23 protein-coding genes and 2 CRISPR repeat arrays are annotated in these 25302 nt (G+C 69.9%); of the genes, 10 read left to right on the top strand and 13 right to left on the bottom strand.

What is annotated here, in order from left to right; translation table 11 throughout:
* The first annotated feature begins 161 nt into the window (after nucleotides 1-161).
* From cas3 to cas2e, 8 genes are all read left to right on the top strand, one after another.
* Nucleotides 162-2114 (top strand): CRISPR-associated helicase Cas3', encoded by a 1953-nt coding sequence (cas3, locus tag LO762_RS27210; RefSeq protein WP_230618881.1) that lies wholly within the window; start codon nucleotides 162-164, stop codon nucleotides 2112-2114.
* Nucleotides 2115-2402: 288 nt separating this feature from the next.
* On the top strand, nucleotides 2403-4043 hold the full coding sequence (casA, locus tag LO762_RS27205) for a type I-E CRISPR-associated protein Cse1/CasA (RefSeq protein WP_230618880.1): 1641 nt from the start codon (nucleotides 2403-2405) through the stop codon (nucleotides 4041-4043).
* Nucleotides 4040-4621, top strand: a complete 582-nt coding sequence (gene casB / locus LO762_RS27200) for a type I-E CRISPR-associated protein Cse2/CasB (protein WP_230618879.1) — start codon at nucleotides 4040-4042, stop codon at nucleotides 4619-4621. The genes casA and casB overlap by 4 nt, the downstream gene beginning before the upstream one ends.
* A gap of 29 nt (nucleotides 4622-4650) precedes the next feature.
* The gene (cas7e, locus tag LO762_RS27195) at nucleotides 4651-5772 is read left to right on the top strand and encodes a type I-E CRISPR-associated protein Cas7/Cse4/CasC (RefSeq protein WP_230618878.1); all 1122 of its coding nucleotides are present in this window, start codon (nucleotides 4651-4653) and stop codon (nucleotides 5770-5772) included.
* Entirely contained in the window at nucleotides 5769-6572 is an 804-nt protein-coding gene (gene cas5e / locus LO762_RS27190) for a type I-E CRISPR-associated protein Cas5/CasD (protein ID WP_230618877.1), read from the top strand. The genes cas7e and cas5e overlap by 4 nt, the downstream gene beginning before the upstream one ends.
* A gap of 5 nt (nucleotides 6573-6577) precedes the next feature.
* Nucleotides 6578-7330, top strand: coding sequence for a type I-E CRISPR-associated protein Cas6/Cse3/CasE (cas6e, locus tag LO762_RS27185; protein WP_230618876.1), 753 nt, complete (start codon nucleotides 6578-6580; stop codon nucleotides 7328-7330).
* 6 nt (nucleotides 7331-7336) lie between these two features.
* Nucleotides 7337-8356: a type I-E CRISPR-associated endonuclease Cas1e gene (gene cas1e / locus LO762_RS27180; protein ID WP_230618875.1), complete on the top strand. Its 1020-nt coding sequence runs from the start codon at nucleotides 7337-7339 to the stop codon at nucleotides 8354-8356.
* Complete coding sequence (cas2e, locus tag LO762_RS27175; protein WP_230618874.1) at nucleotides 8353-8646, top strand: type I-E CRISPR-associated endoribonuclease Cas2e; 294 nt, start codon at nucleotides 8353-8355, stop codon at nucleotides 8644-8646. Before cas1e ends, cas2e begins: the two co-directional genes overlap by 4 nt.
* 510 nt (nucleotides 8647-9156) lie before the next feature.
* Here the strand turns inward: cas2e and LO762_RS27170 are convergent.
* The 10 genes from LO762_RS27170 to LO762_RS27125 form a co-directional block, all read right to left on the bottom strand.
* Nucleotides 9157-9489, bottom strand: a complete 333-nt coding sequence (locus LO762_RS27170) for a helix-hairpin-helix domain-containing protein (RefSeq protein WP_230618873.1) — start codon at nucleotides 9487-9489, stop codon at nucleotides 9157-9159.
* Entirely contained in the window at nucleotides 9486-10643 is a 1158-nt protein-coding gene (locus tag LO762_RS27165) for a methyltransferase domain-containing protein (protein ID WP_230618872.1), read from the bottom strand. Before LO762_RS27165 ends, LO762_RS27170 begins: the two co-directional genes overlap by 4 nt.
* The gene (tgmB, locus tag LO762_RS27160) at nucleotides 10640-11599 is read right to left on the bottom strand and encodes an ATP-grasp ribosomal peptide maturase (RefSeq protein ID WP_230618871.1); all 960 of its coding nucleotides are present in this window, start codon (nucleotides 11597-11599) and stop codon (nucleotides 10640-10642) included. The genes LO762_RS27165 and tgmB overlap by 4 nt, the downstream gene beginning before the upstream one ends.
* Nucleotides 11599-11883: a putative ATP-grasp-modified RiPP gene (gene tgmA, locus LO762_RS27155; RefSeq protein WP_230618870.1), complete on the bottom strand. Its 285-nt coding sequence runs from the start codon at nucleotides 11881-11883 to the stop codon at nucleotides 11599-11601. Before tgmA ends, tgmB begins: the two co-directional genes overlap by 1 nt.
* Nucleotides 11884-11901: 18 nt before the next feature.
* A complete protein-coding gene (locus tag LO762_RS27150) occupies nucleotides 11902-12192 on the bottom strand; it encodes a hypothetical protein (RefSeq protein ID WP_230618869.1) in 291 nt (96 codons plus the stop codon).
* Nucleotides 12189-12905: an ATP-binding protein gene (locus LO762_RS27145; RefSeq protein WP_230618868.1), complete on the bottom strand. Its 717-nt coding sequence runs from the start codon at nucleotides 12903-12905 to the stop codon at nucleotides 12189-12191. Before LO762_RS27145 ends, LO762_RS27150 begins: the two co-directional genes overlap by 4 nt.
* The gene (locus LO762_RS27140; RefSeq protein WP_230618867.1) at nucleotides 12896-13279 is read right to left on the bottom strand and encodes a hypothetical protein; all 384 of its coding nucleotides are present in this window, start codon (nucleotides 13277-13279) and stop codon (nucleotides 12896-12898) included. The genes LO762_RS27145 and LO762_RS27140 overlap by 10 nt, the downstream gene beginning before the upstream one ends.
* On the bottom strand, nucleotides 13276-13662 hold the full coding sequence (locus LO762_RS27135) for a hypothetical protein (RefSeq protein WP_230618866.1): 387 nt from the start codon (nucleotides 13660-13662) through the stop codon (nucleotides 13276-13278). The genes LO762_RS27140 and LO762_RS27135 overlap by 4 nt, the downstream gene beginning before the upstream one ends.
* Before the next feature lie 392 nt (nucleotides 13663-14054).
* Nucleotides 14055-15293 (bottom strand): helix-turn-helix domain-containing protein, encoded by a 1239-nt coding sequence (locus tag LO762_RS27130; RefSeq protein WP_230618865.1) that lies wholly within the window; start codon nucleotides 15291-15293, stop codon nucleotides 14055-14057.
* 130 nt (nucleotides 15294-15423) lie between these two features.
* Nucleotides 15424-15878: direct repeats of the CRISPR family, unit length 28 nt; unit sequence GGAGCATCCCCGCGGGTGCGGGGTCGAG.
* 253 nt (nucleotides 15879-16131) lie between these two features.
* A CRISPR array of direct repeats spans nucleotides 16132-17085; the repeat unit is 28 nt; unit sequence GGAGCATCCCCGCGGGTGCGGGGGCGAG.
* Nucleotides 17086-17529: 444 nt separating this feature from the next.
* Nucleotides 17530-18315, bottom strand: coding sequence for a trypsin-like peptidase domain-containing protein (locus LO762_RS27125; protein ID WP_230618864.1), 786 nt, complete (start codon nucleotides 18313-18315; stop codon nucleotides 17530-17532).
* A gap of 238 nt (nucleotides 18316-18553) precedes the next feature.
* Between LO762_RS27125 and LO762_RS27120 the strand changes: the two genes are divergently transcribed.
* Nucleotides 18554-19522: an ATP-binding cassette domain-containing protein gene (locus LO762_RS27120; protein WP_230618863.1), complete on the top strand. Its 969-nt coding sequence runs from the start codon at nucleotides 18554-18556 to the stop codon at nucleotides 19520-19522.
* A complete protein-coding gene (locus LO762_RS27115) occupies nucleotides 19519-20352 on the top strand; it encodes an ABC transporter permease (RefSeq protein WP_230618862.1) in 834 nt (277 codons plus the stop codon). Before LO762_RS27120 ends, LO762_RS27115 begins: the two co-directional genes overlap by 4 nt.
* A 1-nt stretch (nucleotide 20353) precedes the next feature.
* Here LO762_RS27115 and LO762_RS27110 read toward each other — a convergent pair whose 3' ends face one another.
* Genes LO762_RS27110 through LO762_RS27100 form a run of 3 tightly spaced genes read right to left on the bottom strand, consistent with a single transcriptional unit; the run spans nucleotide 20354 to nucleotide 25070 of the window.
* Nucleotides 20354-23485, bottom strand: a complete 3132-nt coding sequence (locus tag LO762_RS27110; protein ID WP_230618861.1) for a BTAD domain-containing putative transcriptional regulator — start codon at nucleotides 23483-23485, stop codon at nucleotides 20354-20356.
* Between the two features lie 10 nt (nucleotides 23486-23495).
* Nucleotides 23496-24128 carry a TetR/AcrR family transcriptional regulator gene (locus LO762_RS27105; RefSeq protein ID WP_230618860.1) on the bottom strand — a complete coding sequence of 211 codons (633 nt, stop codon included), beginning with the start codon at nucleotides 24126-24128 and terminating at the stop codon, nucleotides 23496-23498.
* 9 nt (nucleotides 24129-24137) lie between these two features.
* Nucleotides 24138-25070, bottom strand: coding sequence for an alpha/beta fold hydrolase (locus tag LO762_RS27100; RefSeq protein WP_230618859.1), 933 nt, complete (start codon nucleotides 25068-25070; stop codon nucleotides 24138-24140).
* Nucleotides 25071-25302: the final 232 nt, after the last annotated feature.

The following is a 25302-nucleotide window of genomic DNA, read 5'->3' as shown; positions in this document are numbered from 1 at the left end:
GGATCGACGACCTCGACGCGGTGGGCATCATGACGTCCCGGAAAAGGGCGCACGACGGGTGGGAGGCACTTGGGCTTCGCGGAGGCTGGGGAACTCTGGGGACACCTGGCGTTGACGCCTTCCGAGAACGATTCGGAAACCGCCCGCGCGCGTCTCAGCGGATGGTCGTCAACGCGGCGACGCGGATGGGACGGCCCGGCCTGCTCATCTTCGAGGGCCCCATGGGCGAGGGGAAGACCAAGGGCGCGTTGGCCGCCGCGGAGGTGCTCGCCGCGAGGTTCGGCGCCGACGGTCTCTTTGTGGGAATGCCGACGCAGGCGACATGCGATCCGATCTTCTCCCAGGTGCGCGAGTGGGCGGCGAAGGTTCGCCCCGGCTCCGAGACGCAGGTGGCGCTCCTGCATGGAAAGCGCCGGTTCAACAAGGAGTGGAAGAAGCTCCTGGACTCGGCCGGGGAGTCCCCGGACGACCCCTACGGACTTGTTGACGAGGATGACTGTTACGGCGTCCCGCACGGCCACGGCGTTCCGGAGCGCAAGGCGCCCGCCGAATGGTTCTTCGGTGCCAAGCGCGGGTTGCTCGCGTCGATCGTCGTCGGCACCATCGACCAGTTGCTCATCGCCGCGACAAGATCGAAGCACGTGATGCTCCGACTGGCCGGACTGATGGGCAAGGTCGTGGTGCTCGACGAGGTGCACGCCGCCGACGTCTACATGTCCCAGTTCCTGCTCGAGTGCCTGCGTTGGCTCGGGCAGGCGAACGTGCCGGTCGTGCTCCTGTCGGCCACGCTCGCCCCGGCCCAGCGCGCCGCCCTCACGGAGGCGTACCTCGCCGGGGCGGTGTCCCGCGAGATCCCGCCGCCCTTCGACCTTCCCGTTCCGGCGGGCTATCCCCGGGTCACCGCCGTGTGGGCCGACGACGGTGTCGCACGGATGTTCACGGACGCCTGCCCGTCGTGGCGGCCGGATCTCGACGTCCGCGTGGAGCTTCTGCCCGAGTCGCGCACCGACGAGCCGGATTCGTTCGCCGATCTCGTCGAGCTCCTGTCCGAGCGGCTCGCCGCGGGAGGCTGCGCCCTCGTGATCCGCAACACCGTCGACCGGGCGCAGGACACGTACCTGGCCTTGCGCGAGCGTTTCGGCGAGGCCGAGGTCGGGCTGCTCCACGGCCGACTCCATGACGCCCATCGGGCCGACCGCGCAGCGGAGTACCTGAACCGGCTGGGGCCGTCTCCCGCACCGCGCCCGCGGCTCATCCTCGTCGCCACCCAGATCGCGGAGCAGTCGTTCGACGTGGACGCCGACCTTCTGGTGACGGACCTGGCCCCCGTTGACCTCCTCCTCCAGCGCGTCGGGAGGCTGCACCGGCACGCGGACGTCCACCGGCCGGAGCCGGTCAGCCGACCCGTCGTCGTGGTCACCGGGTGCGGCGAACTCACCGATCAGCCACCGTGGATGCATCCGGGGAGCAAGGCCGTTTACGGGCGCTATCCGCTCCTGCGCGCGGCCGCACTCATCCAGAAGGCGCTCCACACGGGCCTTCGAGTTCCCGGCGACGTCCCCGACCTGGTGTCTGCCGCCTACGGAGACGGCGACATAGTTCCGCCAGGATGGAAGTCCGAAGAGGATGCCGCCCGCGCGGACTGGCTCGGTGAGCAGGAGAGCAGGACCAAGGAGGCGGAGGTCTATCTCCTGGTCCGCCCGCACGAGCACGAGCGCCCCACTCTGGAGGGGCTGCACTGGGGCTCGCGTCCTGGTTCCGCGGACGCGGTGCAGGCCGTCGTCCGTGACGGCGAGAAGGGTGTTGAGGCCGTCATCGTGCACGTCGACGACCGCGGCTACCGCGCCTGGAACGGCCGACATATCAGCGCTACCGGCGAGGTCCCGCACGACCTTCTGGACGACGTCCTCGGCGGAACGATCCGGCTACCGGCCCGACTCGCCAAGGCCGCAGAAACCCACCTGAAGCCGTTGACCGCCTGGCTCGACCACCCATGGCTCCGCCACTCCCCCGCCCTCGAACTCCGGAACGGCACCGCCCAGATCGGCGACCACACCGTCCACTACGACAACCTCCTCGGCCTCCGCCAGGAGCGGCACAGATCGTCTCCCTGAACCGAGCGAGCACAACTCTGGGTCGCCCATCGCTTTAAGGAGCATCCCCGCAGAGTGCGGAACCAACCGGCCTGTAACAAGTACCCCGTTCGGAGAATTATGAAGATCGCCATCAGCGACTTCGCGATGCGTAATGCGGTTCTTCGACTCGGACCGCCGTAAGCCTTGACGCATCGACTGGGCATACCGATGTGCGAGGTATGCCCAGTCGCCTGTTCGCCTGCAGAATGTCGGTGCCTCCTACTACGATCGCGGCACCAGGGTGACTTGAGCGGCAGAGGTGGTTCGTTGAGGGGGTTCGACCTGACGTCGGAGGGGTGGATTCCCCTACTGACGGTGGACGGGGGCCTTGTTGAGGTCGGGGTGGCCCAGGCATTGGTGCGGGCGGAGACCTTTACGGAGATCGTGACGGAGTTGCCTACGCAGGTTCCGGCGTTGTTGCGGCAGGTCCTGCTTCCGATCGTCGCCGATGCCCTCGGCCTGCCGGAGAGCCGCGCCGAGTGGGAGCGGCGGTTCACGGCGGGCCGCTTCACCGGCGAGGAGAAAGACCGGCTTCTCGCCTATCTGGAAGAACATTGTGAGCGGTTCGACCTTCTCGGAGACCAGCCTTTTGGGCAGGTGGCCGACCTTGAGGCGTCGAGCGGGGACACCAAGGGCGCAGGGCTGATGGTCGCCGTGGAGTTCACCGGGAACAATGTCCCGCTCTACGGTGTGCGCACCGAGGCCGATCCGCCCGCGTTGACGCTGGCGGAGGCCGTCCGCTGGCTTCTCCATCTCCATTGCTGGGACACCGCCGCCATCAAGACGGGCGCCAGAGGGGACGCCAAGGCGAAGGCCGGGAAGACGACGGGGAATCCGACCGGGCCGCTCGGACAGCTCGGCGTCGTCGTCCCTGTGGGCCGCACCCTCTACGAGACGCTCCTCCTCAACCTGCCGATCAAGCACAACGGGTTCCGGGGCGAACCCCAGTGGCGACGCCCGCAGAGCGGTCCGCAGTGGGAGATCCGGCCAGAGAGAGGGCTGCTCGATCTTTGGACATGGCAGTCGCGCCGGGTCCATTTGTTCCCCGAGGAGACGCCGGACGGTCTGCGAGTGCGCCGAGTGGTCGTCGCTGCGGGAGACCGGCTGCAACGGCTGCCCGAGTGGGAGCCGCACACGGCATGGAAATATGACAAACCACCCGGAAAGGCCAAGCTGTCCGACCGCAAACCGCTCCGTCATCAACCGGGCAAGGCGATCTGGCGTGGCATGGACGCGCTTCTGGCGCTTGAACTGGCCGCTTCGGATTCCCGGACGGTCGAGACCAGTGAACTCCTGAAGCAGGCGGCGGAACTGCGTGAGGAAGGCTGTCTTCCCGAGGACTATCCCCTCCGGGTGGAGGCGTTCGGTATCACTTACGGGAACCAGTCCGCCGTCATCGAGAACGTCTACCACGACTCGATTCCGCTGCCCCTCGCCGCGCTCCAGGCAGATGCGGCGCTTTTTGCGGAACTCCAGTTGATGGCCTCCCAAGCCGAACAGCTCGCACGCGCGGTCAACTACCTTTCGGCCGACCTGCGCCGCGCTTCCGGCCTCGATCCGATTCCCTGGGACAAGGGACAACGGCCGGGCGAGAGGGTTCTCCATCTCCTCGATCCCGTGGTCCGGCTCGTCCTGCGCAACCTGCGGTCGCATGACGTGGACCGCCTCGACAAGATCGTCCTCGCCTGGGAGAGCCGCGCCTATCAGGTGGCAAGGAAAGTCGCCGACATGGAGTTCGCGACGCTGCCTGAAAGCGTTTTCGCAGGTAGGTCCGAGGGGGATAAGGGCCGGGCCTTCGGAATCGGCAACGCGGAAGCGCAGTTCAGGCGTCGGCTCGGCGCGATCCTTCCCACGTATCGGGACAACCGTCCGCCGGATGACGGGACAGGCGACGAGGAGTACACGTGACGCTCTACTACTGGAACCGCATCGACGCCGAAGGCGAGTGGTCGAAAACGGGCTTGTTCTCCGGGCCTCCTCCCGGGGAGGACCTGGCGGCCATGCGTGCCGGGCTGGGTCGGGGCTTCGGGGAGGTTCCGCGGCTCTGGCCGCTCTACCGGTCGCCCGTCGACGACGAGCAGGCGAAGCACGGCTGGGTGTCGGTGGACCAGCAGGCCGAGCACGCGGCGCTCTCCCTCTACGGGCTCCACCAGCAGTCGAAGCAGCGCTCGATGCACCGGCCTGGCGTCCGGCCGGGGATCGCGTTGCTCCGACTCCGGCAGCACGGCAAGTTCAGCGAGGACGCGGTCGACCGCAAGGTCAACGCCGCAGCGACGACGACGAGCCCGGAGGCGCTGCTGATCAGCCTGCGCGGCCTGGTCGATCTCCTCCGCACCATCGATCAGCCCATGGACTACGACGCGCTGCGCCGCCTCGTCCGCGACTGGCACCACGAGGACTCCCGTCGTCGGGCACGACGGCAGTTGGCCGTGGACTACCAGGCGTGGACGAAGCAGCCCGACGGCGACGCGGCCACAACATCCTGACCCTTCACCCCCTGACACCGGAGACGACGATGTCACAACGTCAGTACATCGACTTCCACATCCTGCAGACGGTTCCCCCCGCGAATCTCAACCGGGATGACAACGGCAACCCGAAGGAAGCACGGTTCGGCGGCGTTCGCCGCTCTCGCGTCTCCTCGCAGGCGTGGAAGCGCGCGACCCGAAAAGCCTTTGACGAGCGGCTACCTGAACCAGACCAGACCACCAGGACCAAGAGGATCGCGGGTAAACTCGCCGACCGCATCGAAAAGAAGACAAAGATCGGTGAGGAGCAGTCGCTGCGGATCGCCAACGCCCTGCTCGAACCGCTCGGCATCAAGCCGGGCAAGAAGCCGGGTGATACCGCGTACCTGCTCTTCTTCGGCAACCGGCAGCTCGACGGCATCACCGATCTCGTCGCCGACCAGGCCAAGACCCTCGCCGAACTCGACGACTCGGGCCTCAAGGAAACCGTCAAGGGCTTGGCGGTCGCCGACGAGCTCAAGACGGGTCACACTTTCGGGACGGCGCTGTTCGGCCGAATGGTCGCCGACATTCCGGCACTCAATGTCGACGCGGCCGTCCAGGTCGCGCACGCGCTCTCCACCCACGCCGTGGACCTGGAGTCCGACTACTACACCGCGGTGGACGACGAGAACGAGGCCGACGAGACCGGCGCCGGGATGATCGGAAACGTCGGCTTCAACTCCGCCACCCTTTACCGGTACGCGAGCGTCGGCATACACCAGCTCGTCACGAACCTCGGCGACGTCGACGCCGCGATCGAAGCGGTAGACCTGTTCGCGCAGGCGTTCGCGTTGTCGATGCCGACCGGGCATATCAACTCCTTCGCGCACCGGACCAGGCCGAGCCTCGTCGCGGTCGTCGTCCGCGACGACCAGCCGGTGAACCTCGTCTCGGCCTTCGAGAACCCGATACGCAACGGCCAGGGCATCGCCGTCGCGTCCGCCAGGGCTCTCGCGACGGAGTACGCCGTCGCCGTGAAGCAGTGGGGCGACGTGCCCGACTTCCGCGCGGTTTCCCACTCGTTCATCGAGCCGACCCTCGATGAGGCGTTCGGAGACAATCGGACCTTCGCCGAACTGCGGGCCGCCCTGACGGAGCGACTGGGCGCCGCATGGAAACAGCAGTGACGACAGAGAGGTCGGCCTCCCAAGAGTCGGTGCTCCTCCTCAGGCTGGCGGGCCCGCTCCAGTCCTGGGGGGACGGCAGCCGGTTCAACCGGCGTGAGACCCGCCCGGAACCCACGAAGTCCGGGGTCGTCGGACTCCTCGCCGCAGCCGCCGGACGTCGGAGAGACGAGCCCCTCGGTGACCTGCTCGGGCTCCGCGTCGGTGTGCGCGTCGACCAGGAGGGCACGCTTCTCCGCGACTACCACACGGTGAGCGACTACCGGGGACGGCCTCTCCCCCAGTCCGGGGTGTCGGCCAAGGGCGTCCAAAAGCCGACGTCTCCCGCCAAGTACACCCACATCACCGAGCGCTTCTACCTTCAGGACGCCGTGTTCCTGGTCGGAGTCGCCGGCCCGTCCCCGGTGCTGGCCGCTCTCGCTGACGCCATCGTCCGGCCGGCCTTCCCCTTGTTCCTCGGGCGTCGTTCGTGCGCCCCCACCCAGCCGATCCTCCTGGGCCTTCGGAGCGGCACGCTCGTCGACGTGCTGGCGCATGAGGTCTGGCAGGCGGGAGAAGCCGTGAAGAGGGAGTTCGAGCGCCGCCACCAGCGCCTACCGCACGTCGACCGGCCGATCACCGTGGAGACCGCCGACGGCGACGACGTCCGCGCGGACGATCCACTGTCGTTCGACCCCATGTCCCGTCGATACGGCACCCGCCGGGTGACGCATCTGTGGCGGACCATCCCGACGGGCTTCCACGACCCAGTCGAGCCCTCGGACAGCGAGGGGCACGACCCGTTCGCCCTGCTGGGCTGGTGACGACCATGACCTACCTCTCCCGTATCCGGATCAACCCCCTGCGCGCCGAAAGCCGGAAGATGCTCGCCAGCCCGCGCGTCATGCACGCGGCGGTCTGCGCCGGAATCCCCGCGACCCCCGACACCGAACGCATCCTGTGGCGCCTCGACGCCGACAATCCGCACCGGCCCGTCCTGTTCGTGCTGACCCGCTCCCGGCCGGACTGGAAGCATCTCGTCGAAAGCGCCGGGTGGCCGGACGCCGAAGGCGAGCACGCCGCGATCCGCGACTACCTGCCGTTGCTCGACCGCGTGGCCGTCGGCAGGGAGTTCGCTTTCCGGCTTACCGCGAGCCCGGTGCAGAACACCAAGCGTCCGCAGAAGGCGACCCCCAGCCAGGAGGAACGGCTGAAAGGCGAACTCGCCCGGGGTTTTCGGATTCCGCACCGCACCGCACAAGCCCAACTCGGTTGGCTCCTTGCCAGGACGGGCCGGTGCGGGTTCGACATACCACCCGCCCGCACCGATCCGCCTATTCCAGACATCGCCGAGCCTGATTCCACTCCGGCACCAGAAGTCAGGCTGATCGGGCGTGACCACAGGTCCTTCACCAAACCCGGTCTGCGGCAGCCGATCGTCATCCGAACCGCGACCTTCGAGGGCCGTCTCCGCGTCACTGACACCGCACGGTTCACCCAATCCCTGCTCGACGGCATCGGCCCGGCCAAGGCATATGGCTGCGGCCTCCTCACACTCGCTCCCCTTCCCGGAAGCCGGTGACGTCTCGTGGCCGACATCTGGTGGAAGGCGCATCCACACGATCTGCACCGCGTCACCGACCGCGTCTCCAGCGTCTACGTCGAACGCAGCCACATCGACCGCGACGAGAACGCCGTCGTCGTCATCAACAAACGCGAAACCGTCCGTATCCCGGCCGCGCTGATCGCGGTGATGCTCGTCGGCCCCGGCACACGGGTGACGCACGGCGCGATCAACCTCCTCGCCGACTCCGGCACCGCGGTGTGCCGGGTAGGAGAACAGGGCGTCCGCATGTACGCCTCCGGTCTTGGCCCGTCGCGAGGCGCGGGTTTGCTGCATCGTCAGGCATGGCTCGTCACCCGCCCCAAGGAACGGCTCGCCGTGGCCAGGGCCATGTACGGGATGCGTTTTCCCGGAGAGGACGTTTCGACGGCCACGATGCAGCAGCTCCGCGGCCGTGAGGGAGCCCGTATCCGCAAGCTCTACCGGGAGCACGCCAAGCGCACCTCCGTCCCATGGAACGGACGCGAGTACCGTGCCGGGGATGCGTTCGCCGCGGGGGACGACCTCAACCGGCTCCTGTCCGCCGCCAACGCGGCGCTGTACGGGATATGTCACGCCGTTGTCGTCGGCATCGGGGCCAGCCCGGGACTCGGCTTCGTCCACACCGGCTCGGCGATCTCGTTCGTCCTCGACATCGCCGACCTGTACAAGGCCGAGTTCACCATTCCGCTGGCTTTCGATCTCGCCGCGCAGGGCCTGACCGAGGAGAGGGACGCCCGCGTCGGCCTGCGCGACCGCATCGCCGAAACCCGCCTCCTCGACCGCATCGTCACCGACATCAAGACACTTCTTGAGCCGGAAGGCGTCGAGTACTCCGAGGCTGATGGCAACGAGTTGTGGGACGAGCGTCTCGGCACGGTCGCCGGCGGCGTCAACTGGGCGGACGAAACCGATATAGCGATCAGCCTCGGTGCGGACCTTGTTCCCCCGGGCCTGGGCGAAAACCGTGTCTCCATCATCGGTCCAGAGTTCGACGCCCAATGACCGTCATTGTCCTCATCGCCGCACCCGACGGGCTCCGCGGCCATCTCACACGCTGGATGGTCGAGGTCAACGCCGGCGTCTTCGTCGGTGACCCGAGCCGCCGTGTCCGAGACCGCCTGTGGGAACTCCTCGCGACGCGGATAGGCGACGGCCAGGCCATCCTCGTCGAACCCGCCGCGAACGAGCAGGGCTGGTCCGTCCGCACCGCAGGGAAAGACCGCTGGCATCCCGTCGACTACGACGGCCTCATCCTCTCAGCCCGCCGCCGAACCCCGGACCGCCCATTCTGACAACCACGAACGTCGCGACCGCCGCCCCGAAAGACAGCACAACACCAACTCCAAGATCCCGCCACCGACACCACCCAGAACATCCCCGAGCACAGCACCGTTCCCTCACCCTCACCGTCACCCCGCGAACCCAAAACACATCCCCGCATACGCGAGGCCGAGCCCTCTGAACAAGCTGGTCAAAGGTGGTCCCAGGAGCATCCCCACGCATACGGGGCCGAGCCGGTGCCGACACCAAGGCCCATGCACAAACCGGAAGCATCCCCGCGCGCGCAGGGTCGAGCGGCGGCGATGTCGGAGATCAGGGTCATGGGGGGAGCATCCCTGCGGGTGCGGGGTCGAGTATGTTCCCGGTCTGCGTGGTCCTGTAGCCGGGTTCGCTACATACCGACTACAGGAGGTAACGCAAGCACTCAGTATCTTTACGGTCTTGAGCTTTGCGGAGATAGGTATGACGTGTTGCCGGAACTGGGCACAATCTGATTGCGGCTCAGCCCGCCGTGAGCGGGGCTACTCCTTCCGGTGCGCGGCGACCAGCTCCTTTAGCAGCGCCTGCATCGTGTCGAGCTGCCTCCTCATGCTGGCGAGTTCGGCCGCGACAGGTTCGGGGACCTGTCCGGAGCGGAGCAGGCCCATGGCGACCAGCTCGCGGGTGATGCGGGTGGCGTTGTCGGTGCCGATGCCGTGCACGGAGGTCAGGTCCGTGCCGTGCCCGACGGCTAGGTCCGCGACGGCGCCGAGCGTGGTGAGGCCATGGCGGATGAGCGCTGAGGCCAAGCTCGCCCCGACCGCGGGGACGAGGCAGACCGTGTCGCAGTCGCGGGTGTGGTGACGGGTGGTCACGTGGCGTGTCCTTTGTCGATGTGGCCGTGGCGGTCACTGATCCGCCAGGTGGCGCGGTGCTCACCGGTGGGGGACACGGTGACCCCGAACGCGGTGTGGTCGGGCCGGTCTGTCTGGGTCCACCACTCCCAGGCGGTCTCTACCTGGTCCCACAGGCAGTCAGGGCCTCCCCAGGAGACAACCTCCCCTTCTGGAAGAGGAGCGCGGGCCCACGCTCCGGCGGTGGTCTGGAGCTGGAGGTGGGGTACGCCGTCGTCGCCCATCCAGTAGGCGAGTTCCAGGTCCGGGTGGAGCAGGGCGAGGAGGAGCCGGAACGGGTAGTAGCGGCGGACGTCCCCGCCGCTGACCTTGGTGTGCCGCTCACCGTTCTGCGGGGCCCAGGAGACGCGGGGGGCCGCGGGATAGCTGTCCGCAGAGGCGCGGGCGGGCATGAACCGGCCGGTCGCGGCGGTGAACCAGCCGTCGGCGCCGCCGTCGGCCCTGATCGTCCAGGCGATGAGGCCGCCTTCGAGGCCGGTGGCGAGGTCGGCGAGGATCACGCCGCCCTGCCGGACCTGGCGTCTCCACTGGTCGGGCAGACGCGAGATCGAGCACGTGGCGATGAGCCGGTCGAATGCACGTTCGGTCGGCCAGCCGAGACGGCCGTCGCCGACTGCGAGGTCCGGGTACATGCCGAGCGTCGCGAGCGCGGCGCGGGCGGCGGTGACGGTTTCGGGGTCGATGTCAATCGAGGTGACCTTGTCGTGGCCGAGCCGTGCGCAGAGCAGGGCGGTGGTGTAGCCGGTGCCGGTGCCGATCTCCAGGACGCGGTGGCCGTCCTGGACGTCGAGTGCTTCCAACATCTTCGCCATGATGGATGGTTGGGTGGAGGAGGAGGTCGCCACGCCGGTCCAGCCGCCGTCCGCGGTCAGGTCGGCGGTTGCCGGGTCGAGGCGGGTCACGAGGGTCTGGTCGCTGTAGACCAGATTGATCCACTCGGTGGTGGAGCAGGGCCGCCACACCGCGATCCCTTGGCGGTCGGTGTCCTGCCGGTAGCAGTGGCGCACGAACACCTCGCGTGGCACCGCGGCGAACGCGTCCTCCCACGGGGCGGTCCGCAGGGCGCCGCTGTCGCGGAGTTGCGCGACGAGGGAGTCGCGGAAGGTCTGGGTCATCGGGTGGCTCCCTGGAGTTCGTCGGCGATGGCGTCGGCGATGGGCTGGCCGGTGGCTGCGGCGATCCAGTCCCACTGGCCGCACGGGTTGCACTCGAGAAACCACCACCGGTCGTGCAGGTCGACGATGAAGTCGAACGCGCCGTAGGTGAGCTCCATCGTGTCCATGTAGCGGCGCACGCCCTGGGCGACGGGGTCGGGCACGGTCGCCGTCGTGTAGGACAGGGACGGGTAGTCCGATCGCCAGTCGATGTAGGCGGCGTCGCTGTGGGCGTGGATCTCGGCGGCGAACAGCCGCCGTCCCACGACCGTCAGCCTCACCTCGTGCCGCTTGAGGACCCACTGCTGGAACAGGTGGACGGTGCTGTCGATCCCGGTGAGGTCGGCCAGGTCGGAGGGTTGGATGAGCTTGGTGTAGGTGACCTTGAGGTCGTCGCCCTCCCACAGCATCGGGGACGCGACCGGTTTGGCCACGACGGGCCCGTGCTCGCGGGCGAACTGCCGGACCTCGTCCGGCCGGGTGGTCAGCAGGGTCGGCGGGACGCGCAGGCCCGACCGGGCGGCGACCGTGAGCTGGCGCGGCTTGTACTCGGCGGCCGACATCGCCGCGGGGTGCGACACCCAGTGGCAGTCCAGGGAGGTGATGAGGCCGCCCAGCCCGTACCGGGCCTGCGCCGCGGCGAACCGCCGCTCCGGCTCGGTCATGGCCTCCGGCCACACGAACGCGCGGGGCGTGCGGTAGTAGACGGCGGTCACGTCCTCCCACTGGAGGGACCGGTGGCCGTTCGTGAGCGTCCCGGTCCAGGTGGGGGCCTGGTCGAGGCGGGCCCCGACGGTCAGCGCGGTGGGGAACTCTGCGGTGTCGAGGCGGAACACCTCGACACCGCGGTCGGTGAGGGTCTTCACGACCCGGTCGGTCGGCCAGTCGCCCTGGTCGGCGATGACGAGCACAGCCATCAGTCTTTGGCTCCTTCGTCGAGCGGGGGCGGGTTGTTGGGGTCGCCATCCTGCACGGTGGCCTTGTTGGTCTGCATGTACGGCAGCAGGCCCGGGTCGAGCAGGCCGACCGAGATCTGCTGGATGGGGTCGTAGACCGCGGGCGGCAGCGGCGCGGCCGCAGACCCGTCGCAGGTCCGCGCGAACCGCAGCAGCCACGGACGGGCGGGCGACTGGGCCGGGGCGGGGTCGGAAGGCGGCCTTTCCGACGGCCTCAGAGGGAAAGGTTCGGTGGTGGTGAACAACGGTCGGTCCTCCGGGTGTTAGGGCGCCAACGCAAGGGCGGTCAAGAGATACGCTGCGGTTTCGCCGGGTGACAGGCGTTCGGGGTCTGTGCCGTCGGCCCGCGCCAACGCCGCAGTGAGGCGTTGCCGGGCGGCTTGGTAGGCGTCGTAGGCGTCGGCTGTGCCGGGCGGCCAGTCGGCACGGTCGTACGCCAGGACCTCGCTCATGTCGGTGCCTGCCGCAGCCGCGGTGCCACGAAGTACCACGAGTGCTTTCCGAGCCTCGGCGACATCGCCGTCGACGGCCTCACGCCAGTGCCGGTCTCTCATGGTGTCCTCGCCGCCGTGGGCCGACCGTCGGCCGCGTGGCAGCACGGCGGGCCCCCGGCCAGGTAGGACTGCGCGGCCTGGACTGTGCAGCAGGTGTCTGTGGCGCGGTGTCGGGTGGAGACGGCGTCCGCTTCCAGAGCGGTCTCCAACTCCCCCCACGTCGCGCAGGAGACAACGTGGGTGGGCTGGTCCCGCTGTGTGGCGGTCCATGCTCCTGCCGGGTTCCGCGCTGTCCGCCACCGCGGGTAGCGCAGCTGGAGCTGGGCGAGCTGCACTCCGTCCTGGAACGTGCCCGTACGTCGTGTTCCACCTTCCGGGTAGGTCAAAGGGGACGGCGGCGCATGCAGGTAGACCGCCAGGCTGACGGTGGTGCCGTAGCGGCAGGAGACGGTGACCTCGTCGGCCAGCCGCCGTACCGACGTGAGCCCGAAGCCCTCCTGCCACGGCTCGGTCCCGTGGTCGTGGACCGAGGTGCGGAGCGTGCGCGGCTCGACCCTGACGGTCGCGGTGACCGGTGGCGTGCCGTGCCGGAGGGCGTTGACCGCGATCTCCTCCGTCGCCGTCACCAGCCGCATCGTCGCTTCGGGCGAGAGCTGGTGGGCCCTCGCTGCCTGGTGGACCGCGGTCCTCAACGCGCGTGTGGAGTCGAGGGTGCGTAGCGGCAGCACGGTGGGGCGCGTGGCCAGGGCGCCGCCGTAGGGGCTCAGCCGCATCGGCGTGCCCTCCTTCGGCGGCGCGTGTTCATGCGCAGGCGACGGGCACGCCGAGGCGGGCGGACCGCCGCTTCGGCGAGCGTGCACAGGCCCCGCTCGAATCCGGTGGCGACCGTGCGCGACAAGCCGGGCGGCAGCTTGTGCTGTCGCAGGACCCTCCGGGCTGCTGCGAGCGCCAGTATCTGAGCGGTCTCCGGGCGTAGCACCGTGCGGCCCTGCGCACCGGCCAGACCTTCCAGCGTCAGTTCCAGCCGACTTGCCAGATTGTCGATGGTGCCGGGCAGCATCGCCGCGCTCTCCAACGCGCCCCGCATCGCGGCCGCGGCGAGGCCGGCGGCCTGGGAGACGGCGAGCATCGCCGGAGGCCGGGTCATGCTGCGGTCCCGGGCGTCCGGCCAGGGCGCGCGCGGCGGCGGGCGATGATGCGGGCGGTGGTGTCCGTGAGCCAGTCGGGGTCGCCCGTGGTGGAGAGACGCTGGCCGTCCATAAGCAGGATGACCTGCTGGCCGTCGACCTCTGCGGTGATCTTGATCGAGGCGCCGACGACGAGCTCCCCTCCAGACCAGTCGGACTGGATGCCGTGACGGGACATCAGGTAGGTCGCGAGCTCGATGAGTACCTGGTGCGCGCGTGCCTCATCGATGAGCGCCTGGCCGCGCAGTGCCTCGTGGAGTTCTTCCTCGGTCGTGCCGAAGACCGTCATGGCGAGCCCGGCGTACATCTGCTCGTCCGTGAGGTCGCTGTGCCGGGTGGCCATCCAGGTGCCCCTGTCGGACTGCCAGATGCGCCAGCCAGGCCAGTCTTCACGTTGTACTGCTGAGGTGGTCATCGCCGCCTGCCAAGAGGTGTGCGAGGCCCTCGATGGTGGGAGCGCGGTGTTCCGGTTCGCTGCTACTCCAGCGGCGGGCGAACCAGTCGCCGTGGCGGTTCCCGGTCAGCTCGCGCCAGATCTCCCATTTCTCACCGTGCTCAGCAGTTAGCGCCTCCGCCATGCTGGGTAGCCGACTGATCGCGCTTGGCTGCGTCATCTCGAACCCCTGTGTTGTTGGGTTGTCCGTGACGGTACGCAGAGCGATCGGGAGGTAACAGCCACGAGGCGCAGTAGTTTGCCGCTCGCTTGCGGCAAACTACTGCGTAACGAAGTAGTGCTTAGCCCTCGACGTCCATGAAGTCCGCGAGCTCCCGCTGCGGGCCGGACAGGGTCCGCGCGCGCGAGGCAAGCAGCTTGCGCACAACGTCCCGGCCAGCCTGCTGCTGGCGCAGCCACTCCGGATGCTTCGCCTTGAGCGTCATCAGGATGTCGGTCGCTCGGTCCGGATCACCCACCTGGATCTGGGCGTCCGCGATCGTGAGCCGGTGCCTACTCGCTGTGTTGGGGTCGGTGGAGCCAACCCCTCGCGGCCGGGTCTTCGCCAGCCCAAGGGCTCGCGCGGGCTCGTGCGCGGTCATCTCGACCTCAACCGCCGAGTACATGGTGTCGATGGGACCGAAGGTGCTGTAGCTCAACACGTTCTGCCGCTGCGCGCCGACCCGGGCGCCTGCGGTGTGGGCGATCTGCGCGTACTCGCGGGCAGCATCGGGACGGTTGTTACGTGCAGCGGCGGCCGCCGCGCGGATGAGGAGCCACCCCCAGGCACTCAGGTCTACGACGCTCGCCCCGGAGACCTTCGGCTCGATCTGTTCGGCGGTGGTGACGCACAAGGTCTCGACTTCAGTGAGCCGCCCCTGTCGCATCATCGCCCACGCCTGAGATGCCACCGCAGACGCGGCAAGCGGCATGTCGCCGACCGCCACGGCGTCCTCTAGGGAGGCGCGCAGGGCGGCGAGCGCCAGGTCGTGCTCTCTCACCTGGATCAGGTACCGGCCGCCGATTGAGAGGATGTCCGCACGGATCCGGCGCGCTTCGGCCTCCTCGTCGCCGTCGAAGTGCTCGACGTGGTGGTGGGCGCTGCGGACGAGCGCGGGGATGATGCTGGCAAGGTCGTCATACCGGTCGTGGTGGTAGGCGAGAGCGGCCCGGTCAGTCGCTGTGCGCAGCCGACGGAGGTCTGCGGTGTCAGCATCGACGGTGTCGTACCCCAGCCGCATAGGCCGACCGGTGATGTCGACCGGCGGGATGATCGCCGAACGAATGTCCGCGAGCAGGAGCTCATCATGCGCAGCCTCGGCGGGCGCGGGTGTGGCCGGGTTCGCGAACCACACGGTCCGGACACCGAGCACCCGGGCAAGCGCGTGGTAAGTCTCCATCCGCGCGGTGCCGCCCTGCTCGATCTTGCGGACGACCGCCACGCTGACTTTCGCAGCGTCAGCGAGGGCCTCTTGACTCAGGGCGTGACGACGGCGCAGTTCCTTCACACGACCACCGATGCTGGTATTAGAATCGGGCATGGGTCCCGTCCTCTCGTGAAGTCTCGACAACTTCCACGTTAGATGCGGGACCTTCGTCATGACAGGCGTTCGGCGCGATGAATGCCGAGGAGACGTTCCTGAGAGACCTGCGCTAACTGCTCCTGGCGGAGGAGCATCCCCGCGGGTGCGGGGTCGAGGACTCCTCGGACAGGTCGGGCGTTCCGGTCACCGGAGCATCCCCGCGGGTGCGGGGTCGAGTGGGTCTGGGTGCGGTGGGCGGGCTCGTAGCGGGGAGCATCCCCGCGGGTGCGGGGTCGAGGCGATCGGGGACTCGGTGAGGAGCTGCCCGACGGGAGCATCCCCGCGGGTGCGGGGTCGAGCGCTTCCCGCGCTGTCCGGGCTCCAGGTCGATCGGAGCATCCCCGCGGGTGCGGGGTCGAGTCCTCGCCCCACCCGTCGTAGGAGCCGCTGGACGGAGCATCCCCGCGGGTGCGGGGTCGAGGCCCGTTCTGGCAGGTCGAGCGCGCGTTCGCGAGGAGCATCCCCGCGGGTGCGGGGTCGAGGTGAACGTGGCGAGGATCGACCGGCCCATCCCGGGAGCATCCCCGCGGGTGCGGGGTCGAGGCTTGTTGGCCTGGGGTTTCTTTGGGGCGTTGGGGGGATTTTATTCGGTTGGGGCTCGGGGTGGTGGGGGCAGGGTTGATCGCTTTGGTTCTGTTCTGGGTCGCGATGGCGATGGGGAAGGGGAAGTGATCAGCATCATCGGCTGGCGGCGTGGGCTCACGTCAGCCTCGCAACGGCCTCACCGCTGACCTGACGATCGCCTTCGAGAGACGGCCGCGCCTTCCACGATTTCGACAGCTGAGGACGTACTGTCCGGAGCATCCTGCGGGTGCGGGGGCGAGCTCGTGGCCATCGTGACGGTCTCGTCGTAGTCGGGAGCATCCCCGCGGGTACGGGAGCGAGTCCGGCGTCGCGTTCGCGGCCGCGAACGCGGCGGGAGCATTCCCGCGGGTGCGGGTGCGGGAGCAAGGCGGTCGCGATCGTCATCGCCCTGCCCAAAATCGGAGCATCCCCGCGGGTGCGGGTGCGGGTGCGAGGAGCCGACGCCGCGCTCGCCGCAGCGCTGCCCCGGAGCATCCCCGCGGGTGCGGGGGCGAGCACGAGGCCGGTGCGCAGGAGCTGCCCGTCTTCGGAGCATCCCCGCGGGTGCGGGGGCGAGTCCGGATCACGGAGTCGATCATGGTCAGTCTCCGGAGCATCCCCGCGGGTGCGGGGGCGAGCCGGACGGGTCGTCCGGGGCAGACCGTAGCCGGGGAGCATCCCCGCGGGTGCGGGGGCGAGGGTCCTCGGGCACGTCCTCCCTGATCATCGTGGGAGCATCCCCGCGGGTGCGGGGGCGAGCGGTGGCCGCGGCGGGCCTGGTGGGGACGTGGAGGAGCATCCCCGCGGGTGCGGGGGCGAGGCCCGACCTCTCGGCAGGGGTGGCCTTCCGCCGGAGCATCCCCCGCGGGTGCGGGGGCGAGCACGGGTGGCAGGAGCCGGAGAACGTCCAGCTCGGAGCATCCCCGCGGGTGCGGGGGCGAGATCCTGGGATCGGACAAGGCCACCGCTGACGCCGGAGCATCCCCGCGGGTGCGGGGGCGAGTGGCCGCTGGACGCCCTGCCGACGGACGAGGTCGGAGCATCCCCGCGGGTGCGGGGGCGAGAGGTGCAGCGCGTTCACACCGGCCAGGTTCTTGGGAGCATCCCCGCGGGTGCGGGGGCGAGGCGGCGTCCGCCCGGCGCCGGCTGTCCTCGCGGGGAGCATCCCCGCGGGTGCGGGGGCGAGGCTTGTTGGCCTGGGGTTTCTTTGGGGCGTTGGGGGGATCTTATTCGGTTGGGCTCGGGTGGTGGGGGTGGTTGGCTACGGGTGGGCATCTGCCAGAGGGGCTTTGAGCCTTTCGCCGTCTGAACCTTTGTACTGCCGCTGGCAGTTGGGAGCGTCGGGCAGCAGGCATGTGGGTGCGAGGTCGGAAAGCGACCGGACAGGGAGCGTCGTGTGCCTGTTCGTGCTTGTTGGCGGGGGACAGCGGGGAAGGCGAAAAGGTGGGGTGGGGTTGGGCGGACGGGGTGGCTTTTTCTAGTTGGGGGTGGGGTGGTTCTCTGTGGCGGGTCTGTTGTTGGCTGGTCGGCGGGGCGGGGCGGGGGCGGTGGGGCTGGGGGGAAATTGGGGGGACGGCCTTCTGCGGGGGAAGAGAAGGCCGTCCGGGGGGTGGGAGGAGGGTGGGAGGGGTTAGGGGGTGGGGTGGAGGGTGAAGTTCTTGCCGGGGGCGTTTCGGGTGTTGATGTCGTTGAGGATGTTGTGGATGGGGGTGTGGTGGAAGGCGCCGAAGGAGTTGCCTACGAGGGTGGTGCCGTGGACGGCGGGGGAGCCGGAGTCGCCGCCGTTGGTGAGGATGGTGGTGACGAACCAGATGGAGTGGGTGCCGGTCTTGAAGCCGCAGGTGAGGCCGGTGCGGTGGCCCTGCTTGCAGAGGCGGGCGCCGTTGCCGGGAGGGTTGCCTAGGGAGTTGATGGTTAGGGTGCCGGAGGGGCTCGTTACGGTGTTGGTGAGCTTGACCTTCGTCGGGTCTAGCTTGATGACGGCGTAGTCCATGCCGTGCGGGCCGCCGCCGAACAGGTGGTTCGAGTCGCTGACGTACGTCACCTCGCCGATCGGGCCCGCCGCGACCGCAGCCTCAAGCTCCGGCATACCGGGCTCGGGAGCGGGTGCGAAGAACGTGCCGGCGGGCGTCGGGTCGTAGTAGACCTTGTCGCCGACGAGCTTTGTGCCGTCGTCCTCGGTGTAACAGTGGGCGTTGGTCAGCGCCACCAGGTTGCCGAAGTCGTCGGTGCCGACGGCGGTGACGGTACAGATCCCGATCCGGTAGCCGCGCTCGTCGGCGATGACCTTGACGTAGATGCCGCTGCCGCCGCCGAGGGTGACGCGGTCGTCGGCCTGGGCGGGTTGGGCGGGAGACGCCAGGGCCACCGCCGTGAGAACGGCGAGGCCGAGGGTGCGGAACATGCTGCGCTTCATGAGGCTCCTCGTCTGTGAAGATCGCAGCCCGGACCCTAGCCCAGATAGACGTAACCGTCTTTATGGCAACACCATGACCAAGATCACTTATCCGCCTGACGTGGGGAGAAACCGACGAGGCCGCCACCGGCCACCGAAGGAGAGGTGAAACCGGGACGTAGGGGGCGTGAAAGCGAACGGGTCAACACTCTTCCCAAGGCGTCAGGAAGGGCCTGACGACCGAGAAGGAGGCCAGAACGTGGCTGAAAGGGCCGTGTGGGCCGAAGGGCTCGTGAAGGAGTTCGACGGGGTCAGGGCCGTCGACGGGGTGGATCTTGAGGTGCGGCGGGGCGAGATCTTCGGGGTGCTGGGCCCGAACGGCGCGGGGAAGACGACGACGCTCAAGATGCTCGCCACCCTCCTGCCCATCGACGGCGGAAGGGCGGAGATCTTCGGGGTCGATGTGCGACGGGAGCCGCATCGGATCCGGCAGCTCGTCGGCGTGACGGGCCAGTACGCGTCCGTCGACGAGGATCTGACGGCAAGAGAGAACCTCTGGCTGTTCGCGCGGCTCCAGGGTCTGGCGAGCCGCAGGGCGAAGGGCACAGCCGAGGACCTCCTGGAAAGGTTCGGCCTACAGGAGGCGGCGGACCGTCCCCTTTCCCAGTTCTCCGGCGGCATGCGGAGGCGCCTGGACCTGGCGTCCAGCCTCATCACCCGCCCGCCCCTGATCTTCCTGGACGAGCCCACGACCGGCCTCGACCCGAGGACGAGGGGCCAGATGTGGGACACGATCCGCGAACTCGTCACGGACGGCTCCACCATCCTCCTCACCACCCAATACCTGGACGAAGCCGACCAACTGGCAGATCGCGTCGCCGTCATCGACAAAGGCCGCAAGGTAGCCGAAGACACCCCCGACGCCCTCAAAACCCAGGTCGGCGACTCCACCCTCCAGTTCCAGCTCACGGACGGATCAGACAACGCCCTCGCGATAGCCATAGTCCGTCGCCTCCTAGGCGAGGAGCCGGTACTGACCCCGGAATCAGGACGCGTCAACGTCCCGCTCCCCGACCCCGACCGGGCGGCCGACGTCCTGATCGGCCTGCGTGAGGCGGGCCTCGGCATCTCCTCGGTGAGCGTCGCCAAGCCGACGCTGGACGAGGTCTTCCTGGCGCTGACCGGCCACGGCGCCGACGACGAGGCAGTGAAGGAGGCGGCCCGATGAGCACCACCATGATCAAGACCCCTTACGTGGCCGACGGCCCGGCTATCACGACCACCAGGTCCCGCGTCTCCCTCCAGGAGACCTGGGTGCAGATCCTTGCGATGGCGTGGCGGGCGCTGAAGAAGATGCGCCGTAAGCCCGAGCAGTTCTTCGACGTCCTGATCCAGCCGCTGCTGTTCACCGCGATGTTCGCGTTCATCTTCGGCGGCGCGATCTCCGGCAGCGTCGCGGACTACCTGCCCGTGCTCATTCCCGGCATTCTCGCCCAGACGGCGCTGACGGTCTGTATGGCGACGGGCGTGCAGCTGCGTGAGGACATGGACAAGGGCGTCTTCGACCGCTTCAAGTCGCTGCCTATCGCCCGCATCGCGCCGCTCGCAGGGCCGATGATGGCGGACCTGATCCGCTACGGCATCGCCTCGGTGCTGACGCTCGCGACCGGCCTGCTCATCGGCTACCGGCCGGGCGGCGGGGTGCTCGGCTGCGTCGCGGGCGTCGCGCTCACCATCGCCGCGGGCTGGTCGCTGGCGTGGATCTTCACGTGGCTGGGCACGATGGCGCGGTCGGCGCAGAGCGTCCAGGGCATCTCGATGATGATCATGTTCCCGCTGACGTTCCTGTCCAACGCGTTCGTCCCGGCCGAGACGCTGCCGGGCTGGCTCCAGGCGTTCGTGAAGGTCAACCCGGTGTCGCACGTCGTCTCGGCGGTGCGCGACCTGTTCAACGACGGCGCGGTGACGGCGGAGGTCGGCTGGGCGGTTCTCGGCTGCGCCGTGGTGGTGGCGGTGTTCGCTCCGCTCGCGGTCCGGTCGTACTCGCGCAAGATGTAGGTCAGAACACCCGTTGCAGCACGGCGCGCGCCTCGGCCAACAGGTCGGGGCCGCGCCGTTCCCCGTACTCGGCCTGGACGCGCGCGATGACGCCGGGAGCGACGCGTTCCGCGTGCCCCGTAAGCACGGACCACTTCATCGTCGGGCTGAAGCGGTTGTAAGCGAACCTGTCGGCCAGCACGAGGAGCCTTACCGCGTCCTCGACGGGCAGCGTGCCCTTGAGCAGGCCCCAGAGCCCGAATCCGGCGAAGACGGTTCCGGCGACCGGGTAGTCGCGGAACGCCTGGTCCGGGTCGATCATGGCCGGGAGTTTGGCGCGCAGCGAGGCGAACAGGTCGGCGCCGTCGTCGCCCTCGCCGTACTGCGCGAACGCGGCGAGCGCGATGCCCTCGCCGACGACCGCCCACGGGGTGAGGCCGTCGGGCGCGCCGGGCAGGCGCAGCCTGCCGAGCGCCTCGGCGGCCGCGCGGTGCAGCCGGAGCCCCTCGGCGACGTCGCCGTCGGCGAGCGCGAGCTGGGCGCGGCTCGCGGCGACCGGCAGCACGTCGTCATGGCTGCCCCTGGACGCGAGCGCCTCCAGCTCGTCGATCATCCGCGCCGCCTCGTCGCGACGGCCCTCGGCGAGCGCCGCGGTGGCGAGCACGGAGCGGATCTGGAGGGCGTCGTCGATCGCGCCGAGCCGCTCCAGGACCGGCAGCGCCTCGGCCGCGTACCCGGCGGCCGCCACGGAGTCGCCCAGGTGCGCGTGGAGGCCGGCGAGCTGGGTGTGCAGGACGGCCCTGCGCCAGGGCCCGCCCTCGTCGTCGGCGAGGTCGAGGGCCTGCCGCGCGGCGGCGATCGCCGCCTCGGGGTCGCCTGCGTTCTCGCGGTCGTGGCTGAGCCAGTGCAGGGCGATGCCGCGGACGCGGGGGTCGGGGTCGGCGGCGAGCTTCTGCAGCCCGTGTTCGGGGTCGGCGACGGAGGTGAGCAGCGCGGTGACCATCGCCCGGATCGCCGGATCGGGCGAGTCCGCGCCCAGATCGGAGAGCAGCCGTGCCAGCGTCCCCGCCTCCTCCGACGAGAGGATGACCGTGTTGATCAACGCGATGGCCAGCGCCACCCGGGCCCGGTCGAGGTACCGGGGCGGAGGGGTCCAGTCGGAGAGCGCGACGGCGATGGCGGGGGTGAGGAGGATGCTGCGCTGGTGGTCGCCGCAGATCGTCCAGTAGCCGCCCAGCGCGGAGAACAGGACGGCGACGGCTTCGGGCCCGGGGATGGGCGCTCCCGGCTGGGCGTCGGCGAGGGCGTCGCGGAGGAGGTCGGCGAGGTTGGTCTCCTCGGCGCGGAGCCGGTCCATCGCGTCGATCTGGTCGGGTGAGTAGAGGCGGCCGCCCTGCCGTCCGGCGTAGGCGACGGCCCACGCGCGCACCGCGGCCCGCGCCTCGGCCGTCTCCCCCGCGGTCTCCAGCCGCATCCTGCCGAACTCGCGGACGGTCTCCAGCATCCGGTACCGGACGCCGTCCGCCGTCTCCACCACGCTGAGCAGGGATTGGGCGACGAGTTCGGCGACGTCGTCCAGGACGTCACGGCCGAGCACCTCTTCGGCGGCGTCCAGGGTGAAGCCGTCGGGGAAGGCGGAGAGGCGGCGTAGGGCGCGGCGTTGTCTTTCGCCGAGCAGGCTCCACGACCAGTCGATGACCGCGAGGAGCGTCTGGTGCCGGGACGGGGCGCTGCGGTCGCCGCCGCGCAGCAGCGCGAACCTGTCGTCGAGGCGGCGGGCGATCTCCGCCGGTGACATCACTCTCACCTTGGCTGCGGCGAGTTCTATCGCGAGGGGAAGGCCGTCGAGGCGGTCGACGACGGCGCGCACGTCCGCGTCGGGGAGGCTGAGGCCGGGCCGGGCGGCCGTCGCGCGGTCCCGGAACAGCGCGACGGCGTCGCCGGTGCCCAGCTGCGGCAGCGGGTAGACGCGTTCGGCGGCGATCGCGAGCGGCGCGCGGGTCGTGGTGAGGACGCGCAGCTCGCGCGTCGTGGCAGCGAGGTAGGCGACGAGCTCGGCGACGGCGGCCACCAGGTGCTCGCAGTTGTCCAGGACGAGCAGGGCAGGCGCGGTGTCGAGCTGCTGGGCGATCCGGGCGCGGACGTCGGCGCGCTGCCGGGGGGTGAGGGTGCGGCGGCCGGTGACCGAGTCGCGGACGCCGAGCGCCGAGCCGACCTCGCCGACGAGGTCCTCGGGCGCCGTCACACCGACCAGCTCCACAAAGTGGACCACGGGCTGTCTGGCCTCGCGGGCGACGGCGTGCGCGAGCCGGGTCTTGCCGAGCCCGCCCGGCCCGAGGAGTGAGACGACGCGAGCCGTCGCGAGCAGCGCGGTGACCCGGCGGAGGTCGTCGTCGCGGCCGAGCAGCGGTGTCGCGTCGAACCGGACGCCGGCCCGGACGGGGCTGTCGAGGGCGAGCAGCTCCCGGTGGACGCGCCGCAGCTCGGGGCCGACGTCGGCGCCGATCCGGTCGCGCAGGCCGGATCGGTGCCGTTCGAAGCGGTCCAGGGCGGCGCCGGTGCCGCGCACCGCCGCCTCGCTGTGCAGGAGGTCGGCGAGCAGGCCCTCGTCGTCGGGGTGGACGCGGGCGGCCTCCTCGAGTTCGGGCAGCGCCGGGCCGTGGTCGCCGCCGCGGCTGCGGGCGCGGGCGAGCACCACCCGCGCGGACGCGATGTCGCGTTCCGCCCGTGCGCGCAGTGCGGCGAGCGGGCCGCCGCCCTCGGCGGGCAGGGCCGCGGCGCCCAGCGCGAGCGCCTCCTGAGCCGTCGTGACGGCGGCCGCCGGATCCTCCGTAAGCAACGTCCGCGCCCTGTCGGCGAGGCCGTGCAGGAGCCCGGCATCGATCCGCTCGGGCGGCACCTCAAGCCGGTAGCCGCCCCCGTCGGTCGTCAGCGCCGCCGCGCCCACGACCGCCCTGGTCCTGGACACGAGGACCTGCAGCGCCTTGGCCGGGTTGGCGGGCTCGTCCTCCCCCCACACCTCGGCGACGAGCCGGTCCGCGCTCACCGTGCGGCGCGCCAGCGCCAGGGCCGCGAGCAGCGCCTGCGCCCGCTCCCCCACGACCGCCTGTCCCCGCCACCGCACACCGTCGAGCAGGCTCAGGTCGATGGGCATGGGCCCAAGTCTAGGCTCCGGGCGGACGCAGGTTGAGGGCGTTGGTCCAGAGGCGGGTGAGGGTGGCGGCCAGGTGGTCGAACGGGACGGGGGGTTGGAGGACAAAAGCCGTGTAGGCCATGCGGCTGACCATGCCGGACAGGGCCTGGGCCGTCAGGAAGGGATCGAGGGACGGGTCGGCCAGGCCCCGCGCCTGGAGGTCGGCGATGAGGGCGGCGTTGCGCTGGGCGAACGCCTGGGCGCGTTCGGCGCGGTGCGCCCTGAACGTCTCGTCTATCTGGGCGACCTGCTCGAACAGTGCCATCAGCCGTGCGTTCTTCGCGTAGGAGAGCAGGTACTCGCGGTTGGCCAGGTCGATCAGCGCGACGGGGTCGGTGAGGCCGGTGCGGGCGCGCAGGCGCGGATGGAGCATCTCCTCCTTCACCTCGTCGGCGACCGCCTGGAAGACCTCCTCCTTGCCGTCGAAGTAGGTGTAGACGGAGCCCGCCGCCACACCCGCCTCCTTGGCGATGTCACTCATCCGGGCGTCGAGGTAGCCGTCGCGCTCGAAGACCACGCGGGCGGCCGCCACCAGGGCGCTCCTGGTACGGACGCCCCGGGCCGACCTCGGGGTGACGCGCCGGGACGGGACGGCTTCGGACATCCGGCCCCCTCAGCCGAGCCCGGCGAGGAAGCTGAGGAGGGCCCCGTTCACCTCGGCCGGACGCTCCTGCTGGACCCAGTGGCCCGCGCCCTCAAGGACGACGTGGGCGCGCAGGTCGGTCAGGACGGCCCTGAGCTTCTCGGTCTTCATGAAGCCCGCGACGAGGTCCTCGGAGCCCGTCAGGAACAGGGACGGGCAGTCGACGGTCCGGCCGACGTGGTGCTCGGTGCGCGCCCAGTTCCGGTCCATGTTCCGGTAGTAGTTGAGGCCGCCGGTGAAGCCCGTCTCGGTGAAGGCTTCGGCGAACACCGCGAACTCCTCCTCGCTGAGGAAGGGCCGCGGGGCCGGGGGCTCGTCGGAGCGCTTGGTCCACTGGGCGGCGTTGGCGTCGTCCGACAGGAGGGTGCGCCGGACGTCGGCGTTGAGGACGGCGTCGGCGACGCCCGGCTCCTGGAACCAGACCATGTAGAAGTCGTCGCCCAGCCGCCTGCGCAGGATGTCTATCGGCGGCGCGGGCGGGCGCGGTGTGAGGGGCACGCTGAGGCCCGCTACCGCGCGCACACGGTCGGGGTGCTCCAGCGCGGTGTTCCAGACGACGGAAGCACCCCAGTCGTGGCCGACGAACACGGCGTCGTCGGCTCCGAGGGCGTCCAGGAGCCCGACCATGTCCCCGGCGAGGGTGAGCACGTCGTACGCGTCCACTTCTTCAGGCCGAGAACTCCCCCCGTATCCGCGCAGATCCGGCGTCACCGTGCGATACCCGGCCTCCGCCAGCGCGAACACCTGATGCCGCCACGAGAACCCCAGCTCGGGAAACCCATGGCACAACACCACAAGCGGCCCCTCCCCGTGCTCCACGACCTTCAGCTCGACCCCGTTGGCCGCCACCCGCCGCGAGGCCAGCCCCGCCCACTCCCCGACCAGTCCACTCTGTCCGCTCATGCCCCGATGCTAAGTCGAACTTGACGTCAACCTCAACCAACCGGCCATGACCGCCGCATGAACACGAGGACGCCCGACATCTCACGACACGCACAGGCCGGGTCGTGGCAGTTCGGGCGGAACCTGGGGGTGGGTGGAGGCGTCGTAGGGGGCGGAAAGGTGGCGGGTAGGCAGTGGGAGGGAAGCGGATGGGGCAGGTGCAGGCGGGCAAGGGGTTGTGGTGGCTCGGCGG

The organism is Actinocorallia sp. API 0066 (assembly GCF_020991275.1).
Lineage (GTDB): Bacteria > Actinomycetota > Actinomycetes > Streptosporangiales > Streptosporangiaceae > Actinocorallia.
Note: the sequence above shows the minus strand (reverse complement) of the source record. Positions and strands in the feature narration are given on the sequence as shown.